The sequence below is a fragment of the Bradyrhizobium sp. CCBAU 11434 genome (assembly GCF_028128895.1).
Lineage (GTDB): Bacteria > Pseudomonadota > Alphaproteobacteria > Rhizobiales > Xanthobacteraceae > Bradyrhizobium > Bradyrhizobium zhengyangense.
This window is the reverse complement of the sequence record NZ_LBJX01000064.1, coordinates 1-26,943: the sequence shown is the minus strand read 5'-3', so window position 1 is coordinate 26,943 and position 26,943 is coordinate 1. Positions and strand designations below refer to the sequence as shown.

Annotated in this window: 26 protein-coding genes; 19 read left to right on the top strand and 7 right to left on the bottom strand. The window is 63.8% G+C overall.

Translation table 11 applies throughout. The annotated features are described in order from the left end of the window. Positions 1-206: 206 nt before the first annotated feature. The 3 genes from XI06_RS13975 to XI06_RS13965 all read right to left on the bottom strand — a co-directional run bounded on the left by XI06_RS13975 (position 207) and on the right by XI06_RS13965 (position 3,764). Positions 207-560 carry a hypothetical protein gene (locus tag XI06_RS13975; RefSeq protein WP_237864193.1) on the bottom strand — a complete coding sequence of 118 codons (354 nt, stop codon included), beginning with the start codon at positions 558-560 and terminating at the stop codon, positions 207-209. 294 nt (positions 561-854) lie between these two features. Beyond that, on the bottom strand, positions 855-2,291 hold the full coding sequence (locus tag XI06_RS13970) for a glutamine synthetase family protein (RefSeq protein WP_271605591.1): 1,437 nt from the start codon (positions 2,289-2,291) through the stop codon (positions 855-857). Between the two features lie 114 nt (positions 2,292-2,405). Continuing rightward, positions 2,406-3,764 (bottom strand): aromatic ring-hydroxylating dioxygenase subunit alpha, encoded by a 1,359-nt coding sequence (locus XI06_RS13965; RefSeq protein WP_271605590.1) that lies wholly within the window; start codon positions 3,762-3,764, stop codon positions 2,406-2,408. 114 nt (positions 3,765-3,878) lie between these two features. On the opposite strand from XI06_RS13965, the gene XI06_RS13960 reads away from it, so the two are divergent. Both XI06_RS13960 and XI06_RS13955 read left to right on the top strand, forming a co-directional pair. Continuing rightward, positions 3,879-4,664 carry an IclR family transcriptional regulator domain-containing protein gene (locus tag XI06_RS13960; protein WP_271605589.1) on the top strand — a complete coding sequence of 262 codons (786 nt, stop codon included), beginning with the start codon at positions 3,879-3,881 and terminating at the stop codon, positions 4,662-4,664. A gap of 69 nt (positions 4,665-4,733) precedes the next feature. Then, positions 4,734-5,066 carry a PRC-barrel domain-containing protein gene (locus XI06_RS13955; protein WP_237864189.1) on the top strand — a complete coding sequence of 111 codons (333 nt, stop codon included), beginning with the start codon at positions 4,734-4,736 and terminating at the stop codon, positions 5,064-5,066. Positions 5,067-5,102: 36 nt separating this feature from the next. Here the strand turns inward: XI06_RS13955 and XI06_RS13950 are convergent, their stop codons facing one another. Both XI06_RS13950 and XI06_RS13945 read right to left on the bottom strand, forming a co-directional pair. Beyond that, the gene (locus XI06_RS13950; RefSeq protein ID WP_271605588.1) at positions 5,103-5,498 is read right to left on the bottom strand and encodes a group II truncated hemoglobin; all 396 of its coding nucleotides are present in this window, start codon (positions 5,496-5,498) and stop codon (positions 5,103-5,105) included. Positions 5,499-5,500: 2 nt separating this feature from the next. Further along, positions 5,501-6,409, bottom strand: coding sequence for a helix-turn-helix transcriptional regulator (locus tag XI06_RS13945; RefSeq protein WP_237864187.1), 909 nt, complete (start codon positions 6,407-6,409; stop codon positions 5,501-5,503). A 122-nt stretch (positions 6,410-6,531) separates the two neighbouring features. Here XI06_RS13945 and XI06_RS13940 point away from each other — a divergent pair, with 122 nt between their 5' ends. The 5 genes from XI06_RS13940 to boxB all read left to right on the top strand — a co-directional run bounded on the left by XI06_RS13940 (position 6,532) and on the right by boxB (position 12,851). After that, entirely contained in the window at positions 6,532-8,073 is a 1,542-nt protein-coding gene (locus tag XI06_RS13940) for a benzoate-CoA ligase family protein (RefSeq protein WP_271605587.1), read from the top strand. Between the two features lie 150 nt (positions 8,074-8,223). Continuing rightward, positions 8,224-9,042 (top strand): alpha/beta fold hydrolase, encoded by an 819-nt coding sequence (locus tag XI06_RS13935; protein WP_271605586.1) that lies wholly within the window; start codon positions 8,224-8,226, stop codon positions 9,040-9,042. An 18-nt stretch (positions 9,043-9,060) separates the two neighbouring features. Beyond that, positions 9,061-9,585: a DUF309 domain-containing protein gene (locus tag XI06_RS13930; RefSeq protein ID WP_271605585.1), complete on the top strand. Its 525-nt coding sequence runs from the start codon at positions 9,061-9,063 to the stop codon at positions 9,583-9,585. A gap of 112 nt (positions 9,586-9,697) precedes the next feature. After that, complete coding sequence (boxC, locus tag XI06_RS13925; RefSeq protein ID WP_237864183.1) at positions 9,698-11,386, top strand: 2,3-epoxybenzoyl-CoA dihydrolase; 1,689 nt, start codon at positions 9,698-9,700, stop codon at positions 11,384-11,386. Positions 11,387-11,399: 13 nt separating this feature from the next. Beyond that, entirely contained in the window at positions 11,400-12,851 is a 1,452-nt protein-coding gene (boxB, locus tag XI06_RS13920) for a benzoyl-CoA 2,3-epoxidase subunit BoxB (RefSeq protein WP_237864182.1), read from the top strand. A 169-nt stretch (positions 12,852-13,020) separates the two neighbouring features. Here boxB and XI06_RS13915 read toward each other — a convergent pair whose 3' ends face one another. Then, positions 13,021-13,821 carry an SDR family oxidoreductase gene (locus XI06_RS13915; RefSeq protein WP_237864181.1) on the bottom strand — a complete coding sequence of 267 codons (801 nt, stop codon included), beginning with the start codon at positions 13,819-13,821 and terminating at the stop codon, positions 13,021-13,023. Positions 13,822-13,906: 85 nt separating this feature from the next. Further along, on the bottom strand, positions 13,907-14,965 hold the full coding sequence (locus XI06_RS13910; RefSeq protein WP_271605584.1) for a polysaccharide deacetylase family protein: 1,059 nt from the start codon (positions 14,963-14,965) through the stop codon (positions 13,907-13,909). A gap of 167 nt (positions 14,966-15,132) precedes the next feature. On the opposite strand from XI06_RS13910, the gene XI06_RS13905 reads away from it, so the two are divergent. The 12 genes from XI06_RS13905 to phoB all read left to right on the top strand — a co-directional run bounded on the left by XI06_RS13905 (position 15,133) and on the right by phoB (position 26,772). Beyond that, on the top strand, positions 15,133-16,527 hold the full coding sequence (locus XI06_RS13905) for an OmpA family protein (RefSeq protein ID WP_271605583.1): 1,395 nt from the start codon (positions 15,133-15,135) through the stop codon (positions 16,525-16,527). 2 nt (positions 16,528-16,529) lie between these two features. Further along, positions 16,530-16,826 (top strand): hypothetical protein, encoded by a 297-nt coding sequence (locus XI06_RS13900; RefSeq protein WP_237864178.1) that lies wholly within the window; start codon positions 16,530-16,532, stop codon positions 16,824-16,826. 122 nt (positions 16,827-16,948) lie between these two features. Beyond that, positions 16,949-17,539, top strand: coding sequence for a TetR/AcrR family transcriptional regulator (locus XI06_RS13895; protein ID WP_237864177.1), 591 nt, complete (start codon positions 16,949-16,951; stop codon positions 17,537-17,539). Next, complete coding sequence (locus XI06_RS13890) at positions 17,536-18,468, top strand: haloalkane dehalogenase (protein WP_237864176.1); 933 nt, start codon at positions 17,536-17,538, stop codon at positions 18,466-18,468. The genes XI06_RS13895 and XI06_RS13890 overlap by 4 nt, the downstream gene beginning before the upstream one ends. A 499-nt stretch (positions 18,469-18,967) precedes the next feature. Next, positions 18,968-20,026, top strand: a complete 1,059-nt coding sequence (locus XI06_RS13885) for a lysylphosphatidylglycerol synthase domain-containing protein (protein WP_271605582.1) — start codon at positions 18,968-18,970, stop codon at positions 20,024-20,026. A 35-nt stretch (positions 20,027-20,061) separates the two neighbouring features. Next, positions 20,062-21,354, top strand: coding sequence for an ATP-binding protein (locus XI06_RS13880; RefSeq protein WP_237864174.1), 1,293 nt, complete (start codon positions 20,062-20,064; stop codon positions 21,352-21,354). A gap of 150 nt (positions 21,355-21,504) precedes the next feature. Continuing rightward, positions 21,505-22,518: a phosphate ABC transporter substrate-binding protein PstS gene (gene pstS / locus XI06_RS13875; protein ID WP_271605581.1), complete on the top strand. Its 1,014-nt coding sequence runs from the start codon at positions 21,505-21,507 to the stop codon at positions 22,516-22,518. 149 nt (positions 22,519-22,667) lie between these two features. Then, positions 22,668-23,657, top strand: coding sequence for a phosphate ABC transporter permease subunit PstC (gene pstC / locus XI06_RS13870; RefSeq protein ID WP_237864369.1), 990 nt, complete (start codon positions 22,668-22,670; stop codon positions 23,655-23,657). Between the two features lies 1 nt (position 23,658). Further along, positions 23,659-24,504 carry a phosphate ABC transporter permease PstA gene (pstA, locus tag XI06_RS13865; RefSeq protein WP_237864172.1) on the top strand — a complete coding sequence of 282 codons (846 nt, stop codon included), beginning with the start codon at positions 23,659-23,661 and terminating at the stop codon, positions 24,502-24,504. Then, positions 24,501-25,322, top strand: coding sequence for a phosphate ABC transporter ATP-binding protein PstB (pstB, locus tag XI06_RS13860; protein WP_237864171.1), 822 nt, complete (start codon positions 24,501-24,503; stop codon positions 25,320-25,322). The genes pstA and pstB overlap by 4 nt, the downstream gene beginning before the upstream one ends. Before the next feature lie 11 nt (positions 25,323-25,333). After that, positions 25,334-26,050 carry a phosphate signaling complex protein PhoU gene (gene phoU / locus XI06_RS13855; RefSeq protein WP_237864170.1) on the top strand — a complete coding sequence of 239 codons (717 nt, stop codon included), beginning with the start codon at positions 25,334-25,336 and terminating at the stop codon, positions 26,048-26,050. Positions 26,051-26,064: 14 nt separating this feature from the next. Beyond that, entirely contained in the window at positions 26,065-26,772 is a 708-nt protein-coding gene (gene phoB / locus XI06_RS13850; protein ID WP_195801068.1) for a phosphate regulon transcriptional regulator PhoB, read from the top strand. The last annotated feature ends 171 nt before the right edge of the window (positions 26,773-26,943 follow it).

Sequence of the window (26,943 nt, the reverse complement as noted above, 5' to 3'; positions counted from 1 at the left end):
GTAGCGATTGAGTTAGAGCGCTGAGGCGCGACGTTCGCACCTCACGCTCCACTGTCGTCCCGGCGAAGGCCGGCACCCATACGGCGGAATCTCTCGATTGCAGTCGGTATCGGTACCGGGCGACTGGTCTTCCTCAAACTTCTCCGTAGGGCTGTGCGTCCCGGCCTTCGCCGGGACGACGTTGGGGAGAGAGCTGGGGCAACCAACTACCAATAAATCCCGTGGCGATGCAGCTCGCGGATCACACGTGCCTCGGTCGATGGCTCGCGGTGCTTCGGCTTGGCGGTTTCGGCAATCGGCTGCGAAGCCGTCGCGGCCGGCGCGGTCGCGGTTTGCACTGGTGCGGCCGGTGGCGGCGGAGCCGGTGTCGTGGTCGCCGTCTGCACATTTGCGGGCGGCGTCGCCGTCGGAGCCTGTGTGGTCTGCGGCGGAGCGGTCGTTGCCGGCTGCTCAGTCGCCTGGTTCGCATTGGTCGCCGCCAGGCTCAGGCTGCGCGAACCGCCGGCATAAGCTTGGCTCGCCAACAGCGACAGTGTCGCAATCAGGATTAGCTTGCGCATGGAAACCCCCTTCATTTGGTCAATCCGTCTGACCTGACTCGCGAGCCTATTAGCGGGCGAGGCGGTGCGTCCCAATCTCGATCAGGGTGGTCCGGCAAGACAGGCGATAAATCAGACTGAACAATTGACTCAACATGATCGAACTCCATTGTTGATCATGAGGGGCAAGGATAGCCCTCGCACTTTTCCAGCGATTTTCGCGGGGGCTGGAAAACGGCTTCGTCGGGGCGCCGAGTGGTGTCGTCGGAACAGCCGGGATGAAGTCGCCTCACAGGGTCGTGAGGCGGTTCTCCCTCAAAACATCTCGAAATATTCGCGATGCTCCCAGTCGGTCACTTCGGCCAGGAAGCGGTCAATCTCGGCGTTTTTGATGTGGGTGTAGTAGTCGACGAATTCCGCGCCGAACTTTTCGCGGAAGAACGGATCGTCCTTCAGCGCCGAGACCGCATCGCGCAAGGACTTCGGCAACAGCGGCGCCTTGGTCTCGTAGGGCGTGTCGGCCGACGGACCGGGATCGAGCCTGCGGTCCACACCGTCGAGGCCCGCCAGGATCTGCGCGGACAAATAGAGATAGGGATTGGCGGCGGGCTCGCCGACGCGGTTTTCCAGCCGCGTGGCGTCGTTGTTCGGGCCGCCGAGCACGCGGATCATCACGCCCCGATTGTCGCGACCCCAGATCGCGCGGTCAGGCGCCAGCGAATAGGACCGGTAGCGCTTGTAGCCGTTGATCGTCGGCGTGGTGAACACGGTGGCTGCCCGGGCGTGATCGAGCAGGCCGGCGAGATAGAAACGGCCGAACTCGCTGAGCGGCTGACCGGCCTCCCTGGGCATGAACAGGTTCTCGCCGCTCGCGCGCGAGACGATCGATTGATGCAGGTGCCAGCCGCTGGCGAACAGGTTTGGCAGTTTCGGCCGGCACATGAAGGTGGCGTGATAGCCATGGCGGCGCGCGATCTGCTTCACGGCAGAGCGAAACAGCACCATGTTGTCGGCGGGCTCCATGCCCTTCTTCGGTGCGAAGGTGAACTCGCACTGGCTCGGTCCGAACTCGACCTCGACAGAGCGCAACGGCAGCCCGAGGGCGACGATGTCGCGCCGCAAAATCTCCAGCACGGGCTCCATCTGATCGAAGCGCTGCTCGGTGAGGTATTGATAGCCGTGACTGAGCAGGCTGACGGACGGCGGCGTACCCGGCTGGCCCGCGTCTTCCGCACGCATGTGTGGATCATCGAGCTTGAAGATGTGGAATTCGACCTCGAGTCCCGCGACGAAATCGTGGCCGCTTCTGCCGAGCTCGTCGACGACCTTGCGGTAGAGCCCGCGCGTGGCGAACGGCACGGGGCGGCCATCCCCAAAATAGAGATCGCACAACACCCAGCCCGTCGTCGGCGCCCACGGTAGCATGCGAAACGTGGTGGGGTCGGCAACCATCAGCACGTCGGCCGCACCCTCCATCTCCTTCATGCCGAAACCGCCGCCTGATGTGAACACCGGAAACACCGTGCGGTGCGAGGTGTCCTTGGCGAGCATGGTCGTCGTGATGGAGCAGCCGCTCTCCAGCGAGGCGATCGCCTCAGTGGCGATGATGGTCTTGCCGCGCAAGATGCCGTGCTGGTCCGGGAAGGCAAGGCGGATGACCTCGAGGTTCTTGTCCTCGACAATGCGCCGCATGCGCGTCGCGGCGTCCTTCTGCTCATCCGACCACAGCGCATGACGCGCGACGAAAGTCACTTTGGTTACTCCTTGCTACCCTGTCATTCCAGGGGCTCGCGAAGCAAGAACCCGGAATCTCGAGGTTCCGGGTTCGATGCTATTGCATCGCCCCGGAAAGACGGTGCCCTAAATTCACTCCGCCGCCGTCAGCCGATGCACATTGTCCGCGATGTCCTTCGGCACAGGCGCGGTCCACGGCGCGCCGCGGCGGCGCCTGACGTCGACTTCCATCCAGTAAGTCTCCCACCCGCGGGTCGGCCCGATGCCGTCCATCGTGGCCGGCCCTTGGATGCTGCGCGCATTGGCCTCATCCAGGAACAGCATCGGCTTCTCGCCGCCTGAAACCTTTTCGATCTCCTGCCGCAGCAGGCGGCGATATTGCACGATCGCTTTGTCGCTCGTGCCGAGATGCTCCTTGGTGCGGTCCTGGATCGCGCCCATCGATTCCACCGCCCACTGGTCGTGAACGTTGATGTCGGTGCCCATCCCCGTATAGGTCGCGGTCTGCTGCTCGTGCGGGTCGAAGCCGTAATCGTTGCTGTGGTTCTTGCGCGAGACGTAGTCGGGCAGCTCATAGAGCTCGAGCCGCTGGTCGCGCATCTTCTGTTTGTCGACCGGGTTCGAATAGCTGGTGAAGATCGCGTACCAGTAGCAGTTCTCGTCATCGACCGCCACGTGCCACTGCGTGATCGTCATCTCCGTGCTCATGGGGATGACGAAGCCGTGCGGGAACAGCTGGTTGGTGACGCGCACATGCGTGCGCTCCTCGTCGATCTCACGCAGGGCGATCAGGCGCAGGCCATATTCGGTGTGCTCGACATTGATGATCGGGCGATCGTATTCGCGCAGGATTTTCGTCATCGGCATGTCCGAGCCGGCCGAAGCGCCGCGGAATTGCTTGCCGTAGGCCGTCGAGGTGTCCTCGTCCTCGAAGAAGCGATGCAGATAGGAGGCGTGCGCGGGATCGATGCCGACCTCGAGCGCCTGCAACCAGTTGCAGGCCATGTGACCTTTGAAAGCAAAGGTGTGCGTGCCGGGCGCGACGAAGCAATCGATCTCCGGAAAGGCCGGCGGCTCGCCTTCACCGAGATAGGCCCAGAGGATGCCGCTCTTCTCCACCACGGGATAAGAGCGTTGGCGGATATTCTGGCAGAGCTTTGAATCCTTCGGCTCGGCCGGCGTCTCGATGCACTGGCCTGATGCGTCGAACAGCCAGCCGTGGAAGGCGCAGCGCAGCCCGCCATGCTCGAGTCGCCCGAAGGCGAGGTCGGCGCCGCGATGCGCGCAGTGACGGTCGATCAGGCCGTAGCGCCCGGTTTCATCGCGAAACAGCACCAGGTTCTCGCCGAGCAGTTTGACGGGACGAATCGGCCGCGCGCCTTCGAGCTCATCGACCAGCGCCGCCGGCTGCCAGTAGCTCCGCATCAGCTTGCCGCAAGGGTCTTTCGGCCCGGTGCGGGTGATCAGGTCGTTCTGCTCCTGGCTCATCATGGCGGTCGCGTCCTTTTGCGGGAGGGGCGTTTTGTTCGCCTATTGAACGAATGGGCGAATTATGACATGCCTTGAACCGGCAGCAAGCACTATTTTGCAGATGAGCCGGACCCGATGCCCAAGCTGAAACGGAGCGACACCGACGAGCGCGCGACGGATTTCGTTGAAGCCCTCGATCGCGGCCTGCGTCTCTTGCAGTGCTTTGGCACCAATGCCGGTCCGATGACGCTGAGCGATCTCGCCCGGGCTGCCGAGCTGCCGCGCGCCACCGCGCGGCGCATGCTGTTCACGCTTCAGCGCGGCGGCTTTGTCAGCGGCGATGGAAAGCTGTTCTCGCTGACGCCACATGTGCTGACGCTGGCAGCGTCCTACTTGCGCTCCAATCAGCTGGTCGCGGTGCTGCAACCGGTGCTCGATCGCGTTGCGACCGCAGCCAACGAGATCTCCTCGCTCGCAGTGCTCGATGGCGACGACGTCGTGTTCATTGCTCGCAGCAGCCCAGCGCGGATGTTCTCCGGCGGCTTGGAGATCGGCTACCGCCTGCCGGCGTTCTGCACCTCGGTCGGCCGCGCCATGCTGGGCCAGATCGACGACGCAGATCTGCTAGTGCGCCTCAAGGCGATGAAGCGCGAAGCGCTGACGCCGCAAACGGTCACTGATCCCAAGGCGCTGCGCGAGCGCATCGCCGCCGACCGCGCGCAGGGCTATTCGCTGGTCGACCGCGAGGCCGAGCCGCATTTTCGCTCGATCTCGGTGCCCGTGCGCCGTTACGACGGTGTGTTCGTTGCGGCCATCAACATGGGCGCCCATGTCGACCGCGTGCCGGCGCAGGAATTGATCGACCGCTTCCTGCCGCTGCTGCGCGAGGGCGCGGAATCGGTACGCTCGCAATTGCTTTAGTTGACGGCAATCCACCCACCGTCCGGTGTCTGTGCTATGATGCGCCCATCCAAGACCAGGGAGCACGCCATGCAACACACCATGGTTCCCAGTGATCGCGTGCAGCACGTCGCCGTCTACGGCTGCGACGGCACCAGGCTCGGCACGATCGAGCGGTTGATGCTCGACAAGGTGAGCGGAACGGTCGCCTACGCCGTGATCAAGACCGGCGGCCTGCTCGGGACGCATCACCATTACCCGGTGCAATGGAGCGCACTTAAATACGATCCGGGCCGTCAGGCCTTCCAGGTCGAGCTGACGCCGGAGCAATTGAGCAGCGGCCCCTGCGAGTTCGATGGCGAGGAGTTCGACTGGGGCGACCGCTCGCGGTCCTACCAGCATCCGAACTACTGGTCGATCTAGCCGCGTCCGAAGTAAGGCTTCGCCCGGTGAGCGGCCTCACGTCCGGTTGCGCATCCAGTCGGCGAGGCCCGATATCGCGCGATCGAGGTCCTGCCGCGCAGCGGCGTCAGTGACGGTCTCCTCCATCGCGCCGCGCATGCAGAGCAGCCACGCGTCGCGCTCGGCGTCGCCAATGGCAAAGCCAATGTGGCGCTGACGGAGCCGCGGATGGCCCTTCTCAGGAGTATAGAGTTTGGGACCGCCGGTCCATTCGGAGAGATAGCGCTTCAGCACGTCCCTGATCAGCCCGAGATCGTCCGCATGCATTGCGCGGATGATTGTCGCCTCCGGCAGCGTATCCATACGGTCGTAGAAGCGGTCGACCAGCCGGTCGATCGTGGCACTGCCGCCGATGCGGTCGAACATGGAGGTGGTGACCTCGCTGTCGGTCATCGCTACAGCGCCACGCTGCGCAGCCCAAAGCTGCGCGCTTCGTTCTGCAGCACCGGCCGTACCGCATCGATCAGACGTGCGGCTGCCGCATCGACCGACAATCCCGCCGTATCTACCACCGCCGTCGCGCGCGCATAGAGCGGCTCGCGGCTGAGCAGGATGTTGCGCAGTTCGGCCATCGCGGAGCGGTCGTCCGCCATCGGGCGCAGATCGCCCTGGCGGCGCACGCGGGCCATGTGCTCTTCCGGCTCGGCCTTCAGCCAGATCGTGTAGAACGACGTCAGGATCTGGTCGAAGGTCAAAGGCTCGGAGACGATGCCGCCGCCGGTCGCCAGCACCATCAGCTCGTTGCGGGCGAGCAACTGCTGCAAGGCTGCCTGCTCCATGCGGCGAAAGCCTTCCTGGCCGTAGAGCGCGATGATCTCGGCGACCGAGAGGCCGTTCTGCTGCTCGACCTCCTTGTTGAGCTCGACAAAGCTCCAGCCGATTTTCCTCGCCAGCATCCGCCCGAGCGTCGATTTGCCGGCCCCGCGCAGGCCAATCAGCGCGATGCCGCAGAACGGCGCGCGTCGCGGCGCGGTTGCGCTGCCCCCAGTGAGCAGATCTTTTGCTTGCGCAATCTGCGCCGGCGTCGCCTTGCGCAGGAGGTCGCGAAACATCTGCCAGTCCGGCGTCGGATCGGCCGAGGGCAGCAGGTCTTCGAGATGGGCGCCCATCGCATCGGAGACGCGTCGCAAGAGCACGATGGAGACATTGCCCTTGCCGCTCTCGAGCTGCGCGATGTAGCGCTCCGAAATTCCTGATACCTTGGCGAGCACTTTTCGCGACATGCCGCGCAGCGCGCGCATGGTGCGCACGCGCTGGCCGAGTTGTTCGAGAAAGCGGGATTCGGCGTCGGGACTGTCGGTCATGGGGCTTCTTTACAGGAGGTCCTGCGGCGCGCTTTAATGAAACATAGTGCCTGCTGCCATTGACAGCAAGCCGTCACAGTGTCTTTCTATGAATTATAATTCTAAATTCGGGGGAGACGACCGTGAGCGAGGGATCCTACAACGCGGTGACCTGGCTGCTCGACCGTAACGTCGGGGAAGGCAGGGGAGGCAAGCTCGCCTTCGAGGACACCGTCTCGCGGCTCACCTATGGCGAGCTGCAGCAACAGACCCGCCGCGCCGCCAACATGCTGCGCCGGCTCGGCGTCCGCCGCGAGGAGCGCGTCGCGATGATCATGTTGGATACGGTCGATTTCCCGATCGTGTTCCTGGGCGCGATCCGCGCCGGCATCGTGCCGGTGCCGCTCAACACGCTGCTGACCGCGGATCAATACGCCTACATCCTCGCCGACTGCCGCGCGCGCGTGCTGTTCGTCTCCGAAGCGCTCTATCCCGTCATCAAGGACGTCGTCGGCCGCATGCCTGATCTCGAGCATGTCGTGGTCTCCGGCGCCAAGCAGAACGGCCACAAGCAACTCGCAGAAGAGATCGCAGGCGAGAGCGATCAGTTTGCCACCGCTGCGACGCATCCGGACGAGCCCGCGTTCTGGCTTTATTCGTCCGGCTCGACCGGCATGCCAAAGGGCGTGCGCCACATCCATTCGAACCTGCAGGCGACCGCGGACACCTACGCCAAGCAGGTGCTCGGCATCCGCGAGAGCGACGTGTGCCTGTCGGCGGCAAAACTGTTCTTCGCCTATGGCCTCGGCAATGCGCTGACGTTCCCGATGTCTGTTGGCGCCAGCGTGATCCTCAACAGCGACCGTCCAACGCCGGCGCGCATGTTCGACCTGATGAACAGGTTCAACCCGTCGATCTTCTACGGCGTGCCGACCTTGTTTGCGGCCATGCTCAACGACGAGACGATGAAGAGCGAGCGCGGCGGCAAGGCTCTGCGCATCTGCACCTCCGCCGGCGAGGCGCTTCCCGAGTCCGTCGGCAACAGCTGGAAATCGCGCTTCGGCGTCGACATTCTCGATGGCGTCGGCTCGACTGAGCTGTTGCACATCTTCCTCTCGAACGCGCCCGGCGACATCAAATACGGCTCATCAGGCAAGCCGGTGCCGGGCTATGCAGTGCGGCTCGTCAACGAGTCTGGACAGGACGTTGCCGACGGCGAGGTCGGCGAGCTCCTGGTCGATGCGCCCTCCGCCGGCGAGGGCTACTGGAATCAGCGTCACAAGAGCCGGCGCACGTTTGAAGGCCCCTGGACCCGCACCGGCGACAAATATGTCCGCGACGCCGAGGGCCGCTACACCTTCTGCGGCCGCGCCGACGACATGTTCAAGGTCTCCGGCATCTGGGTCTCGCCCTTCGAGGTCGAGAGCGCGCTGATCACGCATCCCGCGGTGCTGGAAGCCGCCGTCGTGCCCGAAGCCGATGCGGAAGGTCTTTTGAAGCCGAAAGCGTTCGTCGTGCTGCGCCCGGGCGCAAAGACGACGGATTTGCAGGAGATGCTGAAGGAGCACGTCAAGCAGAAGATCGGCCCGTGGAAATATCCGCGCTGGATCGACGTGGTGGATTCGCTGCCGAAGACAGCGACGGGGAAGATCCAGCGGTTCAAGCTGCGGGAAGGCACGAATTGAGCAGTTACGTCATTCCGGGGCGCGCGAAGCGCGAACTACGGTGCGCACTTGCGCACCTGAGAATCTCGAGCGATGAACTGCAATCTCGAGATTCCGGATCAACTCGTTTTGCGAGTTGCCCGGAATGACGGGAGTGAATGGATACAGGGCATGACCAATCTCACCCCTACCGGCTTCCTCAGCATCAACGGCGCCAGCCTCGAATACATCTGGCTGGCACCACAGATCGCCGATGCGCCCACCATCGTCATGCTGCACGAAGGCCTCGGCTCTGTTGGCCTCTGGAACGATTTCCCCGAAAAGCTTCAGCAAGCGACCGGCGCCGGTATCTTCGCCTATTCGCGCGCGGGCTACGGCCAGTCGAGTCCGGTCGCGTTGCCGCGGCCGCTCGATTACATGCACCGCGAGGCGCTGGAGGTGCTGCCGAAGGTGCTCGACGCCATTCCCTTCAAGCGCGGCCTGCTGCTCGGCCATTCCGACGGCGGCTCGATCGCGGCGATTTACGCGGGGTCACATCAGGATCATCGCCTGCAGGGCATAGCGCTGATCGCGCCGCATTTCATCGTCGAGGACATCTCGGTGAAGTCAATCGCCGCGATCAAGTCCACTTATGAGACCACTGACCTCAAGGCCAAGCTCGCGCGCTGGCACAAGGACGTCGACAACGCCTTCTACGGCTGGAACGGCGCCTGGCTCGACCCGAAATTCCGCGACTGGGACATCTCGGAATATCTGGCCTATATCCGCGTTCCCGTCCTGGTCGTGCAGGGAAGCGATGACCAATATGGGACATTGCGTCAGGTCGAAATCGCGCAGGAAGAGTGCTACTGTCCGGTAGATTTGAAAATTATTTCAGACGCGGGCCATTCCCCGCATCGTGAAGCGCCAGGGGTGACGCTTGACGCGATTGAGCAATTTGCAAGAGCGGCCCTGCGCGACGATCAGGGACTTCGGGGACACGCTGCATGACCATGCGAAGGCACATCCATGAATGTGCCTTCACATGCGGGCAGCCCGCTGCCATGGCTGCGATGGGCCTATGTGCCGGGCGAGACCGGCGCGGTCGATGCGGATTACGAGACGCTTGATTTGGCCAAGGCGCTGGTGCCCTCGGCCTTCCGCGGCTATGTGCCGGCACGCCATCCGGCGCTCCGCTATGGGCTCGCGCTGAACGACCGCGGCTATTTCTGGGAATCCCAGGAGGTGCTGGAAGCGCTGTGGGCGGCGGCTCCGCAAGGCGGCCGCGAGCGCATTCTGCTGCGGGCCTGTGTCCATGTCGCCAACGCCAACTTACGGCTGCGCATGCAAAAGGCGCATTCGGCCGCGCGCCTGTTCGGCGAGGCGCTCGCCGAGCTGCGGACGCTGAGCGCGCGCAAGGTGGCGGCTAGTGGCGACGGCTTTGTCGAGAGCTTTCCGGTGCCGGCGCTGACGGCGCTGCTCCAGGCCAAGCTCGGCCGCACCGAGCTCACCAAGGCCGACTGGATCGCGCTGGGCGCTGTCGTGCGATCTTAGGCGCCTTCATGAAGCAAAGTGCATATCTTGACCAATAAGGGCTAGACGCGCACTTAAATGTGCACTATTGTGCATCTAACGTTAGAAACCAAGACGAGCTTAAGGGTGGCCCATGGCCGGCGAAGATCGACGCCTCGCAGGCGGCGCGACATTCATCGATTTCCAGACCGAACCGTCCCGCTACAAGCACTGGAAGCTTGCGGTCGACGGTGACGTTGCGACGCTGACCATGGACGTCGACGAGAATGGCGGCCTGTTCGAAGGCTATCTGCTCAAGCTCAATTCCTACGATCTCGGCGTCGACATCGAGCTTGCGGACGTTGTGCAGCGGCTGCGCTTCGAGCACCCTGAAGTGAAGGTCGTGGTGATGCGCTCGGCCAAGAACCGCGTGTTCTGCGCCGGCGCCAACATCCGCATGCTCGCGGGCTCGACCCATGCGCACAAGGTGAACTTCTGCAAATTCACCAACGAGACCCGCAACGGCATGGAAGATTCGTCCGAGAATTCCGGCCAGCGTTTCATCACGGTGGTGAACGGCTCGGCCGCCGGCGGCGGCTATGAGCTGGCGCTCGCGACCGACCACATCATCCTCGCCGACGACGGCGCCTCGGCCGTGGCGCTGCCCGAAGTGCCGCTGCTCGCAGTGCTGCCCGGCACCGGTGGCCTCACCCGCGTCGTCGACAAGCGCAAGGTGCGCCGCGACCACGCTGACTTTTTCTGCACCATCGAGGAAGGCGTGAAGGGCAAGCGCGCCGTGCAATGGCGCCTCGTCGACGAGATCGCGCCGAACTCCAAGCTGGAAGCCAGGATCGTCGAGCGCGCCAAGGAGTTCGCCGGCAAATCAAAGCGCGCCGGCAGCGGCAAGGGCATCGCGCTCTCTCCGCTCAAGCGCGTGATCGACGAGACCAGCATTCGCTACGGTTTTGTCACCGTCGATATCGATCGCGCCGCGCGCATCGCCACCATCTCGATCAAGGCGCCGGAAGCGGCACCGCCCGCCGACATCGACGGCATGATGGCGCAGGGCGCATCATTCTGGCCGCTGCAGGTGGCGCGCGAGCTTGACGACGCCATCCTGCATCTGCGCATCAACGAGCTCGAGATCGCGATGCTCGTCTTCAAGAGCCATGGCGACCGCGCCCATGTGCTCGCGTCCGACGCGTTCCTCGAAGCCAACAAGGCACACTGGCTGGTCAACGAGATCAGGCATTACTGGAAGCGCGTGCTCAAGCGCATCGACGTCACCTCGCGCACGCTGGTGACGCTGGTCGAGCCGGGCTCGTGCTTTGCCGGCACGCTGGCCGAGCTCGTCTTCGCCGCCGACCGCTCCTACATGCTGATCGGCACCCGCCAGGGCGACAATCAGCCGCCGCCCTCGATCGAACTGTCGGCGATGAACTTCGGCCCCTATCCGATGAGCCACGGCCTGACGCGGCTTGAATCGCGCTTCCAGGCCGATCCCGCTGATGTCGAGCGCGCGGAAGCCACGCTCGGCACCAGCCTCGACGCGGAACAGGCCGAAGAGCTCGGCCTCGTTACCTTCGCGCTCGACGACATCGATTGGGACGACGAGGTTCGCGTGTTCCTGGAGGAACGCGCCAGCTTCTCGCCCGACAGTCTCACCGGCATGGAAGCGAGCCTGCGCTTCGTCGGCCCCGAGACCATGGAATCAAAGATCTTCGCGCGCCTCACCGCCTGGCAGAACTGGATCTTCCAGCGCCCCAACGCGGTCGGCGAGGAGGGCGCGCTGCGCCGCTATGGCAGCGGCCAGAAGCCGAAATTCGATATGACGAGAGTTTAAGGAGCGCGCGGCCATGAACATGAACATAATGAACGTCGACTACTCGACCAAGATTCCGAACAACGTCAATCTCGCCGAAGACCGCCAGGTGCTGAAGGCGCTGGAAGGCTGGCATCCGGGCTACATGGATTGGTGGAGCGACATGGGGCCGGAGGGCTTCCAGGAATCACTGGTGTACTTGCGCACCGCCTATTCGGTCGACCCGCGCGGCTGGGCCAAGTTCGACTATGTCCGTATGCCCGAATATCGCTGGGGCATTCTGCTTGCGCCGCAGGAAGAGAACCGCGTCGTGCCCTTCGGCGAGCATTACGGCGAGCCGGCCTGGCAGGAAGTCCCGGGTGAATATCGCGCCATGCTGCGCCGCCTGATCGTAATCCAGGGCGACACCGAGCCGGCTTCCGTCGAGCAGCAGCGTCATCTCGGCAAGACCGCGCCCTCGCTCTACGACATGCGCAACCTGTTCCAGGTCAATGTCGAGGAAGGCCGCCATCTCTGGGCGATGGTCTATCTGCTCCAGAAATACTTTGGCCGCGACGGCCGCGAGGAAGCCGACGATCTGCTCCGCCGCCGCTCCGGCGATGCGGATGCGCCGCGCATGCTGGGCGCTTTCAACGAGGCGACGCCGGACTGGCTGTCCTTCTTCATGTTCACCTATTTCACCGATCGCGACGGCAAGATGCAGCTGCACTCGCTGGCGCAATCGGGCTTCGATCCGCTGTCGCGCACCTGCCGCTTCATGCTGACCGAAGAAGCGCACCACATGTTCGTCGGTGAGACCGGCATCACCCGCGTCGTGCAGCGCACCTGCGACGCCATGCGCGAGGCCGGCATCACCGATCCTACCGACGTCGCCAAGGTCCGCGCACTCGGCGTCATCGATCTGCCGACCATCCAGAAGAAGCTGAACCTGCACTACACGCTGTCGCTTGATCTGTTTGGCTCGGAAGTCTCGACCAACGCGGCCAATGCCTTCAACACCGGTATCAAAGGCCGCTATCACGAGACCCAGATCGACGACGATCACCAGCTGAAGAATTCGACCTATCCGGTGCTCAAGCTGATCAACGGCGAGATCAAGCTGGTCGACGAACCCGCGCTGACCGCGCTCAACATGCGCCTTCGCGACGATTACAGCCAGGATTGCGTCAAGGGCATGCTGCGCTGGAACAAGGTGATCTCGACCGCCGGCTATGATTTCAAATTGGCGCTGCCGAACGTCGCGTTCCACCGCCATATCGGCGAGTTCAAGGACGTGCACGCCACGCCCGACGGTATCCTGATCGACAATGCCACCTGGGCCAAGCGCCGGGACGATTGGCTGCCCTCGACGGCCGACGGTGACTTCATCACCTCCTTGATGCAGCCCGTCACCGAAACCGGCAAGTACGCCTCCTGGATCTCGCCGCCGAAGGTCGGCATCGACAACAAGCCGGGCGATTTCGAGTACGTCAAGATCGAGTCGTAAGGGTCAGGAACGAACGCTCGCGCAACGAAGACTGTCATCACCCGCGAAAGCGGGTGATCCAGTATTCCAGAGACAGCAGAGATAAATCGAGAAGCCGCGGCGTGCTGGATGCCCCGGTCAAGCCGGGGCATGACAGGGGCATGTGACGCGCCACTCTGAAACCCGCCCCTTACCCCGCAATCTCCAATCCCGCATTCGCATACACCACACCGCCATCGACCGCGATGGTGTTGCCGACCACGTAATCGCCCGCACGTGAGGCGAGATAGATCGCAACGCCCGCCATATCCTCGTCGGTGCCGACGCGCCGCGACGGAATGCGTTTGGCCACTTCGTCCGAGTGATCGCGCGCGGCGCGGTTCATGTCGGACTTGAACGCTCCCGGCGCGATCGCGGTAACGTTGATGTTGTCTTTGATCAGCTTCGTCGCCATACGCCGCGTCAGATGGATCACGGCAGCCTTGCTCGCGGCGTAGGAATAGGTCTCGCCGGGATTGACGAAGATGCCGTCGACCGAGGCGATGTTGATCACCTTCGCCGGACGCTCGTGCGAGGCAGCCGCGCGCAACGGCTTTGCCAGCGCCTTGGTCAGGAAGAACAGCGACTTGACGTTGAGGTCCATCACCTTGTCCCAGCCGCTCTCGGGGAATTCGTCGAATTCCGCGCCCCAGGCCGCGCCCGCATTGTTGACGAGGATGTCGAGCTTCGGCTCGAGCTTGATGATTTCGCCGGCGAGCCTGTTGCAGCCTTCAACGGTCGAGATGTCGATCGGCAGCGCGATGCATTCGCCGTCATACTGCGCCGAGAGCTCTTTCGCGGTGGCTTCGCACGGCCCGGCCTTGCGCGCGGTGATGTAGACCTTCGCTGCGCCAGCGCCAAGGAAGCCGGCCGCGATCATCTTGCCGATGCCGCGTGAGCCGCCGGTCACGAGTGCGATACGGCCTTTGAGCGAAAACAAATCGTTGGACATGATACCTCCCTTGAGTTGGCGACGTTTTGAGCGCCGCGGGGAGGGGAGTCAACTCGGTGTTGCCCGGGCGAGGCCGGGACAACAGTCAAGCGGCGGCAAACCGGCGAAAACCATTCCACATCGCGGTCGCGGCGCCCGAGGTCAGCACCGGCAGGATGCGCGCATCCTGGTAATTTCCGTTGAGCGAAACGCGCGGCAACGCGGTCATGTGATCGGCGTTCTCGGCGAACAGCATGCCGGGCCGTGTCGTCACCGCGGTCTTGAAGGCAGCGGATGCGGCCAGTGCGAATTCGCGCGTTCCTGCCGCTTCGCGGTCGCCATAGGGGTAAGCGAGATGCAGCACCTCGCGCTCCAGCGCATGCTCGATCCGCACGCGGCTCACCGTCATCTCCTGTGCGGCGATCTCCTCGCTCTGCTTGGCGAGATTGCAATGGCTGATGGTGTGGGCACCGATCGTAACGAGCGGATCGGCCGCGAGCCGCTTCATCTCGTCCCAGGACAGGCAGAGGCCGCGGCACAGCGCTTCCATGTCGACACCGTGCGCGGCGCAGAGCGCCTCGATCTCGCGCTTCAGATCGTGCTCGCCCGGCAGTGCGCGCAGCCAATCGTGCAGGCGATCGAACGTCGCCTGCTTTGCGGCCGGCGTGCCTGCATCGAGCCGCAGCGCGGAATGGCCGATTGTGACGTCGACCCGCTCGGCCTTGGCGATGACGGCTTCAAGCGCGGTCCACCACAACCGTCCCGTGCCTTCGGCGAAGTCGCTGGCGACATAGATGGTCGCGGGCGCGCCAAATTCGCGCAGCACCGGCAGGGCATGATCACGGTTGTCGCGATAGCCGTCGTCAAGGGTGAAGGCGGCGAAGCGGCGCTCGAACCGGCCCTGAACCAGCCGCTCGTGCAGCTCGTCCATGCTGACGATGTCGATTTCGCGCGAGCGCAAATGGCGCAGCGTCGCGCGCAGGAAGTCGGGGGTCACCTCGAGATGCCGGTTCGGCTGGAACGCGCCCTCATGGGCCGGCCGAACATGGTGCAGCATGAAAATGGCGCCGACGCCCGACAGCAGCGGACGCAGCAGGTGATGCGCGCCGCTGAAGTAGAGTGCTCCCAGCCCGGCGCGAATGACGTTGTTACGGAGTTGTTTCATGACCGGCTGGCCGACCCCTGGGCATTCCGCCCCCAATGTAGGGAATGACCCTTGAAGAAAAAGTTATTCCAATTGTTTCACGGGTGGCCCCGGAAACGGCCCCATTTCCGGTTTGACAGCCTGCCAAGGGTTTGTTTTGTCTCCGGTTCCAGAGTTCGGGTCGTCGAATGCAGATGCTTTTCACGTGGGCCAGCAAATGGTGGCCGGGGCTGATTCCCCTGGCCGTCATGTGGGGATTTGCGGCCTGGAATAACACTTTGCCCGTCGAGGCCGACCTGTCCGCCCGCAGTTCGGCCGCGCTCAAGGATACCGTCCTGGACAAGACCCGGATCGCTGTGGACGGCCGTGACGTCAGCCTGGCCGCGGACGCCTTCTCCGAGGAGGGGCGCCGCGACGCTGTGACGACGGTCGAGCTGGTTCCCGGCGTTCGGCTGGTCGACGACCAGACCCGCCTTGTTCCCGAAGCAAAGCCATTTGTCTGGAACGCCGAGCGTGACGTGGTGCGGGTGACTCTGTCGGGCTCTGCGCCGCTGCCGTCGATGAAGGCGCGCCTCACCGAGGCCGCACGAAAAGAGGTCAATGGCGGCGAGGTCGCCGATCAGATGGGGCTCGCCCGCGGCGCGCCTGCGCGTTTCGAGGCGGCGGCGATGCTGCTGCTCGACCAGATCGGAAAGCTGAAGGACGGCAAGATCACGATCTCCGACACCAAGGTCAATCTGTCGGGCATGGCGCGCGACCTCGGCGGCCGCGAGGCGATCGCCGCCGCGCTCAAGAACCTGCCTGAGGGCTTTTCGATCGCCGCCAACGAGATCAAGGCGCCGCCTTACATCTTCCAGGCTTACAAGGATCCGGTTGCCGCCACGGTGACGCTGACCGGCTATGTGCCCGACAACAGCGTGCACGCCGCGATCGCGACCAGCGCGTCGCGGAAATTCTTCACCGAGAAGGTGGTCGACAATCTCAAGGCCAGCATCGGCGCGCCTGCTTCGTTCAACACCGCGGTTGTCGCAGCGCTCGGCGCGCTGTCGCGGCTGTCGACCGGCACGCTCGTGGTCTCGGATCGTGAGGTGAAGCTGTCGGGCGATGCGCTCTATGAAGGCGCGGCCAACGACATCCGCGCCGGCCTCGGCAAGGATTTTCCAAAGACCTGGCTGTACCAGCCCGAAATCACCGTAAAGCCCGCAGCAGGGCCGGTCGACGGCACCGTCTGCCAGCAATTGTTCTCGGAGCTCTTGGCCAAGGGCAAGATCCGGTTCGAGTCCAAACGCGCCGACATCGATCCCGACTCCGCAGGCGTTCTCGATCATCTGATCGAAACCGCACTGCGCTGCCCCACCACCAATATCGAGGTCGCCGGCCACACCGATGCCGACGGCGAGGACTCGTTCAACCAGGCGCTCTCCGAGAAGCGCGCGCAGGCGGTGATCGACTATCTGGTCAAGGCCGGCCTGCCCGCGGACCGTTTCACAGCGGTCGGTTATGGCAGCACGCAGCCTGTCGCCGGCAACGACACCGACGACGGCAAAGCGCAGAACCGCCGCATCGAATTTCTGGTGAGATGATCATGCCCTATCTTGTCTCGTTCCATATGGGCTGGCTGATCGGCTCGCTGCTGCTGGGCTTCTGCATGGGCTGGATCTCGGTGGTCCAGCGCGGCAATGGCACCTCGAAGGTGACCGCGCGCTGGCTTGCCGTGCTCGTCGCGGGCCTGGTCGCGGCCTCGTTCGCGCATGTGGTGCCGGGCCGCTTCGGCTATTGGCTCGACCTCGGCCTCGTCATGTTCGCCTGCTATCTCGTTGGCTGCACCATCGGCGCGTGGCTGCGCTATTGGGTTGTCTCGCGCAGCCAGCCTGCGGCCTGAAACGCCAGCCCGTCGCGGGGCGGTCGATCATCCCAGATCCGCTACCGACTGATTGGCAACCAGATTGCCGCAGACGCAAGACGCCGCTTGACAATAATACGTACGTACGTATTATCTTGCTCATGCCCAAGCCATCACTGAAAGACGCCATCCTCGACGCCGGCCTCAAGGTTATGTTCCGGACCGGCTATCACGGCACCAGCGTGCGCGACGTCACCGCTGCGGCGGGCGCGCCGCAGGGGTCCTTCACCAACCATTTCCGCTCCAAGGAGGCATTTGCCTCCGAGGTGCTCGATCGCTATTTCGACGTCACCCGCGGCCTCGTCGCCGAGGCGCTCGAGGACACCTCGCTGACGCCCCGCGCGCGCCTGCGGCGCTATCTCGACATCATCACCGGACGCCTTGAGGCCGACGGCTATGGCCGCGGCTGCCTGATCGGCGATCTCAGCCTGGAGGCATCAGGCAGCAGCGAACTGCTGCGTGCGCGCCTCGCAGCGATCTTCACTGAATGGCGCGCCCCGTTCGCCGCCTGCATCAGGGATGCGCAAGCGCGCGGCGAGATCGCATCCGATTTCGAGCCCGATGAGCTTGCCGACTTCCTGCTCGCGTCCTGGCAGGGCGCGATCCTGCGCATGAAGGTCGACCGCAATCCCAAAGCGCTCGAACGTTTCAAGACCATCGCATTCCAAACCGTGTTCAGGGAGCCGACATGACCAAGCCGATCGACATCGAGATTCGCAAAGCGTCCGTCCTCGGAAGCCACATGGCCTATCGCGAGACTGGCGCGGAAGGCGCGCCCGTCGCGCTGTTCCTCCACGGCAATCCGACCTCCTCACACATCTGGCGCAACATTTTGCCGCTGGTGTCACCGGTCGCGCATTGCATCGCGCCCGACAACATCGGCTTCGGTCAATCCGACAAGCCCGACATCGCCTACCGCTTCTTCGATCTTGTCCGCTATCTCGATGCCTTCATCGAAGCGCGCGGCATCAAATCGGCCTATCTCGTCGCGCAGGACTGGGGCACGGCGCTCGCATTTCATCTCGCCGCGCGCCGGCCCGATTTCGTGCGCGGCCTCGCCTTCATGGAATTCATCCGTCCGATGCCGACCTGGCAGGACTTCCACCTCACCGAGGTCGCGGAAGAGCAGGACCATGCCGAGGCGGCACGCGCGGTCTTCCGCAAATTCAGGACGCCGGGTGAAGGCGAAGCGATGATCCTCGAGGCAAATGCCTTCGTCGAGCGCGTGCTGCCCGGCGGCATCGTGCGCAGGCTGAGCGAAGCGGAGATGGCACCCTATCGTGCGCCATTCCCGACGCCGGAGAGCCGCCGTCCCGTGCTTGCGCTTCCGCGCGAACTGCCGATCGCCGGTGAGCCCGCCGACGTATACGCTGTGCTCGAGTCCGCGCATGCGGCGCTGGCCGCGTCGTCCTATCCGAAGCTGCTGTTCACCGGTGAGCCCGGGGCGCTGGTCGCGCCGGAATTTGCCGAGCGGTTCGCAGCGTTCCTGACGCACTGCGCGCTGGTTCGCCTCGGCGCCGGGCTGCACTTCCTTCAGGAGGATCACGCTGAGGCGATTGGCCGCTCTGTCGCCGGCTGGATCGCCGGCATCGAAGCGATACGCCCGCAGCTTGCGGCCTGAGGCAAACGCTACCTCCAAGCAACATGCTTGTCGCGGCTACCCTGGCGGGCGGCCGCGATGACGTCTGTTATGTCGCAGTGCAACCCGATGACCGGGAGCGAGGCGTAGACCACGTCGTCGTGTGCCCCGCAGCCGGCCCCCTCTTTCAACAGGCGGATGCGGTCCATAGATTGAGATCGACTTAAGGCGTGACGGAACATTGTCCGGTCGAAATCATCAAAACTTCACGGCGACTGCGCAGGATTGCCATGGAGATTCGCGTCAGCCTTGCCGCCGAAAGCGCCAAACCGTGCATCATGAGCTCGCAAGCCTGCCTAAAATATTGAAGGCACGTGATTTTGTTCGCATTGGCGAATTCCACTCCGCTTCAAAACGCGCTAGTGGAGGGACGGGGGGCATACGCGAGACCGGAGCCGACGGCGAGGGTTCGTCGAGTGCCATTGCGTCGTTCGCCTGTTCGCCGGCCATTCTGGCCGCTGAAGCGTTGTTCGAGGTCTAGATGCTGGAAGCCATACGCAGGGCGATGACGTTGCTGCGCCAGAAGCAAATCCTGCATAAGCTTGGAGTTGTGATCAGCGTCGCGGTCATCGGCATCGCTTGCTATGTGCTCTTTCACATGCTGCGCGGCATCGACACGAACGAGGTGATCGAGGCGATCAAGAGCACCGAACCGCGCCAGATTGCGATGGCCGCGTTGTTCGTCGCCGCGGGCTATTTCACGCTGACCTTCTACGATCTGTTCGCCGTGCGCGCGATCGGACAGTCCCACGTGCCGTACCGTATCAATGCGCTCGCAGCCTTCACCAGCTATTCGATCGGCCACAATGTCGGCGCCAGCGTCTTCACCGGCGGCGCCGTGCGTTATCGCATCTATTCGGCCTATGGCCTCAACGCGATCGACGTCGCGAAAATCTGCTTCCTGGCCGGCCTCACCTTCTGGCTCGGCAATGCGGCCGTGCTCGGCCTCGGCATCTCCTATCATCCGGAGGCGGCCGCCGCGATCGACCAACTGCCGCCGTGGTTGAACCGCACCATCGCGATGATGATCATCGTGGCGCTGGTTGCTTACGTGGTCTGGGTCTGGACCCAGCCGCGGGTGGTCGGGCGCGGTCCGTGGACCGTGGTGCTGCCGGGCGGACCGCTGACGCTGCTGCAGATCGCCATCGGCATCATTGATCTCGGCTTCTGCGCGCTCGCGATGTACGTGCTGGTGCCCGACGAGCCCAATCTCGGCTTCGTCGTGGTCGCAGTCATCTTCGTCTCGGCGACGCTGCTCGGCTTCGCCAGCCATTCGCCCGGGGGACTAGGGGTCTTCGACGCCGCCATGCTGGTCGGGCTCTGGCAGATGGACCGTGAGGAACTGCTCGGCGGCATGCTCCTGTTCCGGGTCCTCTATTATCTGTCTCCTTTCGTCATCTCTGTAATCTTGCTGACGTTTCGGGAGGTTATCATCGGTGCCCGATCGAAACGTTTGCAGCAGGCGGCGCTCAAGCTCGACCCAGGTCCACCGCCCAAAGCCGCTTATGTGAGAAAGCGCAGCGACGGCGGCGGCGCCTGACCGGCGCAACGCGAACATAGGAGAAGCCCGGCCCGATGGCGATCGACGCCCCCTCGTCTCCCACGGTGCAGCCTTGGTCCGACCGGCTGCGGCACTCGACCATCATCCTGATCGCTGCGGCACTGGCGCTGTCGGTCGTGGTTTCGCTCGGCGAGTTGTCGGTGCTGCGGGCGGTGACGGTGTTCCTCTGCATCGCCGCGGCGGCGCTGATCCCTTGGCGGCTGCATGATACCTCCGCCTCGCGCGAGGACGTCAGGCGCGTCAATCCGGTTGAAGGCGCCGCGGTGGCCGCGGTTGTCGCCGGTATGCCGGATCCCGCGGTGCTGCTCGACCGCGCCGGCCGGGTCATCCATCTCAACGCGGCCGCCGCTCAGCTCGCGCCTGCGCTGCGCAAGAACGAGCTCGCCCAGTTCGCGCTGCGCTCGCCGGAAATCATCACGGCGCTCCGCGAGTCGATTGCCACCACCGAGCCGCGGCGCGCGACCTATCTCGACCATGTTCCGGTCGACCGCTGGATGGAGCTGATCATCACCCCGGTGCCGGTCCCGACCAATTTCGGCGGCGCCGACAAATGTATGCTGATGACCTTCCACGACCAGACGCCGCTGCGCCGGGTCGAGGAGATGCGCGCCGACTTCGTCGCCAATGCCAGCCATGAATTGCGCACGCCGCTGGCCGCGTTGTCCGGCTTCATCGACACGCTCCAGGGCCAGGCCAAGGACGATCCCAAGGCGCGCGAGCGCTTCCTCGGCATCATGCACAACCAGGCGACGCGCATGGCGCGCCTGATCGACGACCTCCTGTCGCTGTCACGGGTGGAGCTGTCGGCGCATGTGCGGCCCGACACCTTGGTCGACCTCTTGCCGATCATCTTCCAGGTCGCCGACGGGCTCGAACCGCTGGCGCGAGAGCGCCAGGTCGAGGTCGAAACTCATTTGCCCGACGGCCCGGTCATGATTGCCGGCGACCGCGAGGAACTGCTCCGCCTCTTCGAAAACCTGATCGAAAACGCGCTCAAATATGGCGCCTCCGGCGGACGCGTGATCGTGTCGCTGACGCTGCCTGCGCCCGCCGATGCAATTCAGGAAATCCGGGTCATGGTGCGGGATTTCGGCCCCGGCATTGCGCCCGAGCACCTGCCGCGCCTGACCGAGCGGTTCTACCGGGTGGACGTCGGTGACAGCCGCTTGCAGGGCGGCACGGGACTCGGATTATCGCTGGTGAAACATATTCTTAACCGTCACCGCGGCCGTCTTTTGATCGAAAGCGTGCCCAAGCAGGGTGCGACGTTCACCGCCTGTTTCCCCCAGGCTAAGACTTTAGTTTAGGCGATAAAGCAGAGTGATTTCAATCGCTTAGTGCCGTCATCCGACTGTCACGAAACCTTCGTAAAAGCTCAGCCGACCGCTCCTAAAGGGGCGGCGCGGGGAGCGCGATCGGGCGCGGATGGCGCTTCGCTCCCCTGTATGGAGACCAGCATGAATTTCCTCAAGACTATCGTCGCTGCCGGCTTGGTCGCCGCAACGACGACGACGGCTTTCGCCGCCGACATCACCGGCGCCGGCTCGACCTTCATTTTCCCCGTCCTCTCCAAGTGGGCCGACGCTTACAAGAAGGAATCGGGCAACGGCGTTAACTACCAGTCGATCGGTTCCGGCGCCGGCATCAAGCAGATCCAGGCCAAGACCGTGACCTTCGGCGCGACCGACGCTCCGTTGAAGGCGGATCAACTCGTGAAGGACGGCTTCGCCCAGTGGCCGATGGTCATGGGCGGTATCGTCCCGGTCGTTAACATTGAAGGCGTGAAGGCCGGCGAGCTCGTCCTCGACGGCGTCACCCTCGCCGACATCTTCATCGGCAAGATCACCAAGTGGGACGACGCTGCGATCAAGAAGCTGAACCCGAATGCCAAGCTGCCGTCGGATGCGATCTCGGTCGTTCACCGCGCGGACGGTTCGGGCACCACCTTCAACTTCACCAACTATCTCTCCAAGACCAGCGCCGACTGGAAGAGCAAGGTCGGTGAGGGCACCGCCGTCGAGTGGCCGGTTGGCGTCGGCGCCAAGGGCAACGAAGGCGTTGCCGGCAATATCGCCCAGACCAAGAATTCGGTCGGCTACGTCGAATACGCCTATGCCAAGCAGAACAAGCTGACCTACACCAAGATGGTCAACAAGGCCGGCAAGACCGTCGACGCGACCAACGAGGCGTTCCAGGCCGCCGCGTCCAACGCCGACTGGACCAGCGCTCCGGGCTACTACCTGATCCTCACTGACCAGCCCGGCGACAAGTCCTGGCCGATCGTCGCGACGACCTTCGTGCTGATGCACAAGGACGCCACCGACAAGGCCGCGTCGCAGGAAGCGCTGAAGTTCTTCAAGTTCGCCTTTGAAAAGGGTGCGAAGTCTGCCGAAGAGCTCGACTACATCCCGATGCCCGACAACGTCGTGAAGCTGATCGAGAAGACCTGGTCGGCCGACATCAAGAGCTAGGCTCTTTGCTCTCTGGACGCAGTGCGGCCTCCAACGGCCGCATTGCGCGCTATACGACGTTTCGGTCCCGGACTGGCTTTGCGCTGTGTCCGGGGCGCGAGATCAACCAGAAGCGTATATCATCGGTACAGGGGATCGGCGTGGCAGATATGGCTGTCGAGAGCAATGTGATTGATGCCGCCGGTCCGTATGATCGCGCCAAGGCTTTGAGCGCGTTCAAGCTCGGCGACGTCACCTTCTACTGGATCACGCGCCTCAGCGCGATTTCGGTTCTCCTCATTCTCGGCGGCATCATCATCTCGCTGATCATCGGCGCCGTCCCGGCGATGAAGGAATACGGCTTCGCATTCCTGTGGACGCAGCGCTGGGCCCCGTCGGCGGATCCGCCCGTACTCGGCGCGCTCGGACCGATGTACGGCACGCTCGTCACCTCCTTCATCGCGATGCTGATCGCCATTCCCGTCGGTCTCGGCATTGCGATCTTCCTCACCGAGCTGTGCCCGCAATGGCTGCGCCGTCCGATCGGCATGGCCATCGAGTTGCTCGCGGGCATTCCCTCGATCATCTACGGCATGTGGGGCTTCTTCGTACTGGGGCCGTTCCTGGCCAACACCTTCCAGCCCGTCATGATCAAGATCTTCGACGGCATCCCGGTCCTGGGCGCGATCTTCGCAGGTCCCCCGTCCTATCTCAGCCTGTTCAACGCCGCGCTGATCCTCGCGATCATGGTGCTCCCCTTCATCACCTCGATCTCGGTCGACGTGTTCAAGACCGTGCCGCCGGTGCTGAAAGAGGCCGCCTACGGCGTCGGCTGCACCACCTGGGAAGTCGTCCGCAGCGTCGTGATCCCCTACACCCGCGTCGGCATCATCGGCGGTGTCATGCTGGCCCTGGGGCGCGCCCTCGGCGAGACCATGGCCGTGACCTTCATCATCGGCAACTCGTTCCGCATCTCGTCATCGATCTTCGCGCCGGGCACCACGATCTCGGCGGCGATCGCATCCGAATTCGCCGAGAGCGACGGCCTGCACCAGTCCGGCCTGATCCTACTCGGCCTGTTGCTGTTCGTGCTGACGTTCTTCGTGCTCGCCGGCGCCAGGCTGATGCTGCTGCGCCTGGAAAAGAAGGCGGGGAAGTAACATGAACCCGATTTACGCACGCCGCCGCCGCAAGGACATCGTCATTCGCGGGCTCTGCGTCGGTGCCGCCGCCTTCGGCGTCACCTGGCTCGCGCTGATCCTGATCACGCTGCTCTATAACGGCGTGGCCGGCCTCAGCCTCGACCTGTTCGTTGCTGATACCCCGCCTCCGGGCTCGACCGAAGGCGGCCTCCGCAACGCTATCGTCGGCTCGCTGATCATGACCGTGATCGGCGTCGGCATCGGCGCGCCGCTCGGCCTGTTCGCCGGCACCTATCTCGCCGAGTACGGCCGCAACGACAAGCTGACCTCGGTGATCCGCTTCATCAACGACATCCTGCTGTCGGCGCCTTCGATCATCATCGGCTTGTTCATCTACGGCGCAGTAGTGGTGCCGATGCGCGGTTTCTCGGCGATCGCAGGTTCGCTCGCACTGGCCGTCATCGTGATCCCGGTGGTGCTGCGCACGACCGAGGACATGTTGCTGCTGGTGCCCAACGCGCTGCGCGAGGCGGCTTCCGCGCTCGGCCTGCCGCGCTCGCTGGTGATCAAGCGGATCGCCTACCGCGCGGCCCGCTCCGGTCTTATCACCGGCGTGCTGCTCGCCACCGCCCGCGTCGCCGGCGAGACCGCGCCGCTGCTCTTCACCGCGCTGTCGAACCAGTTCTTCAGCCTCGGCCTGAACAAGACGATGGCGAACCTGCCGGTGACCATCAACAATTTCGTCCAGAGCCCCTACGCCTATTGGAAGCAGCTCGCCTGGAGCGGTGCGCTGTTGATCACCCTCACTGTGCTTGCCCTGAACATTGGCGCGCGCATTCTCGGCGCCGAGAGGACTGCAAAATGACCGACCTTTCCGTATCCGTGAGTTCGAACGCTCATTTGGCGTCGCAACAGCCGCTGCCGGAAGCCCCGGCCAAGGTGACGGTGCGCAATCTCAACTTCTATTACGGCGAGCACCACGCGCTGAAGAACATCAATCTGGCGCTCGGCACCAACCGCGTCACGGCCTTCATCGGCCCGTCGGGCTGCGGCAAGTCGACCCTGCTGCGCATCTTCAACCGGATGTACGACCTCTATCCCGGCCAGCGCGTCACCGGTCAGCTGATGCTGGACCAGACCAACATCCTTGACCCCAAGCTGGACCTCAATTTGCTGCGCGCCCGCGTCGGCATGGTGTTCCAGAAGCCGACGCCGTTCCCGATGACGATCTACGAGAACATCGCCTTCGGCATCCGCCTCTACGAGAAGATCTCGAAGTCCGAGATGGACGATCGCGTCGAGAAGGCGCTGCGCGGCGGCGCGCTGTGGAACGAGGTCAAGGACAAGCTCAACGCCTCCGGCCTGTCGCTCTCGGGCGGCCAGCAGCAGCGCCTCTGCATCGCCCGCACCGTCGCGGTGCGGCCTGAAGTGATCTTGTTCGACGAGCCCTGCTCGGCGCTTGATCCGATCTCGACCGCCAAGGTCGAGGAGCTGATCCAGGAACTGTCCGAGAACTACACGATCGCGATCGTCACCCACAACATGCAGCAGGCGGCGCGTGTCTCCGACAAGACCGCCTTCATGTATCTCGGCGAGCTGATCGAGTTCGACGACACCAGCAAGATCTTCACGTCGCCGTCCGACCGGCGTACGCAGGATTACATCACCGGCCGGTTCGGCTGAGGAGACAGGACATGGGTTCTGAACATACCGCAAAAGCCTTCGACACCGACCTCCAGGAGCTCACGCGCCTCGTCGCCGAGATGGGGGGCATCGCCGAGCGCATGATCGTCGATTCCGTCGATGCGCTGATCCGCCGCGACGTCGCGCTTGGCCAGCGCGTCGTCACCATCGACGCCGAGCTCGACGCGCTCCAGAAGAAGATCGAGGAGCGCGCCGTGCTCACCATCGCACGCCGCCAGCCGATGGCGGTCGATCTGCGCGAGATCGTCGGTGCCATGCGCGTTGCAACCGACCTCGAGCGCATCGGCGACCTCGCCAAGAACATGGGCAAGCGCGTCGCGGCGCTGGAGACGGATTTCCATCCGCTCAAACTGTTCCGCGGCCTCGAACACATGACCGACCTCGTGCAGCAGCAGGTCAAGTCGGTGCTGGACGCCTACGCCGCGCATGATCTGCCGGCGGCGATGACGGTGTGGAAGGGCGACGAAGAGGTCGACGCCATCTGCACCTCGCTGTTCCGCGAACTCCTCACCTACATGATGGAGGATCCGCGCAACATCTCGTTCTGCATCCATCTGATGTTCTGCGCCAAGAACATCGAACGGATCGGCGACCATGCCACCAACATCGCCGAGACCGTGTTCTACATGATCGAAGGCCAGGCCATCACCGACAAGCGGCCGAAGGGCGACATGACGACCTTCGCCACGACGATCCCGAATACTTAAGGAGCGACGAGCCCATGGGCGCACGCATTATGGTTGTTGAGGACGAGGAAGCTCTCACCGAGCTTCTCCGCTACAACCTCGAAGGCGACGGCTATGACGTCGAGACGGTGATGCGCGGCGACGATGCCGACACCCGCCTCAAGGAGCACATCCCCGATCTGATCGTGCTCGACTGGATGCTGCCGGGACTATCAGGTATCGAGCTGTGCCGCCGGCTGCGCGCACGCTCCGATACGAAGCAGCTTCCGATCATCATGCTCACCGCGCGTGGCGAGGAGAGCGAGCGGGTAAGGGGCCTTGCGACCGGCGCCGACGATTACATAGTCAAGCCGTTCTCGGTGCCCGAGCTGCTCGCGCGCGTGAAGGGCCTGCTGCGGCGCGCCAGCCCCGAGCGGCTTGCGACCGTGCTCGCCTTCGGCGACATCGAGCTCGATCGCGAGAAGCGCCGCGTGGCGCGCTCGGGCCGGCCGATCGATCTCGGCCCGACCGAATATCGTCTGCTGGAGTTCTTCCTGGAGCATCCCGGCCGCGTGTTCTCGCGCGAGCAGCTGCTCGACAGCGTCTGGGGGCGCGACATTTATATCGATGAACGCACCGTCGACGTGCATATCGGCCGCCTGCGCAAGCTGCTCAATCTCGGTCGCGAGCAAGACCCGATCCGCACCGTCCGCGGCGCAGGCTATGCGCTCGACGATCGCTTTGCGAAGGCCGAGCAGACGTAACGGCGGCTGCAAGCAAGCAAAATAAAAAAGCGCGCCTTGTGGCGCGCTTTTTTACGTCTCGATCGTCCCGGTCCGTACCGGGACGATGTCGTCTAAAGCGTGATGGCATTAAGTTCGATAGCCTGAATTTTTGAGGTAGTTGGCGCATTCCTCAGGAGTGAAGGCATCGAG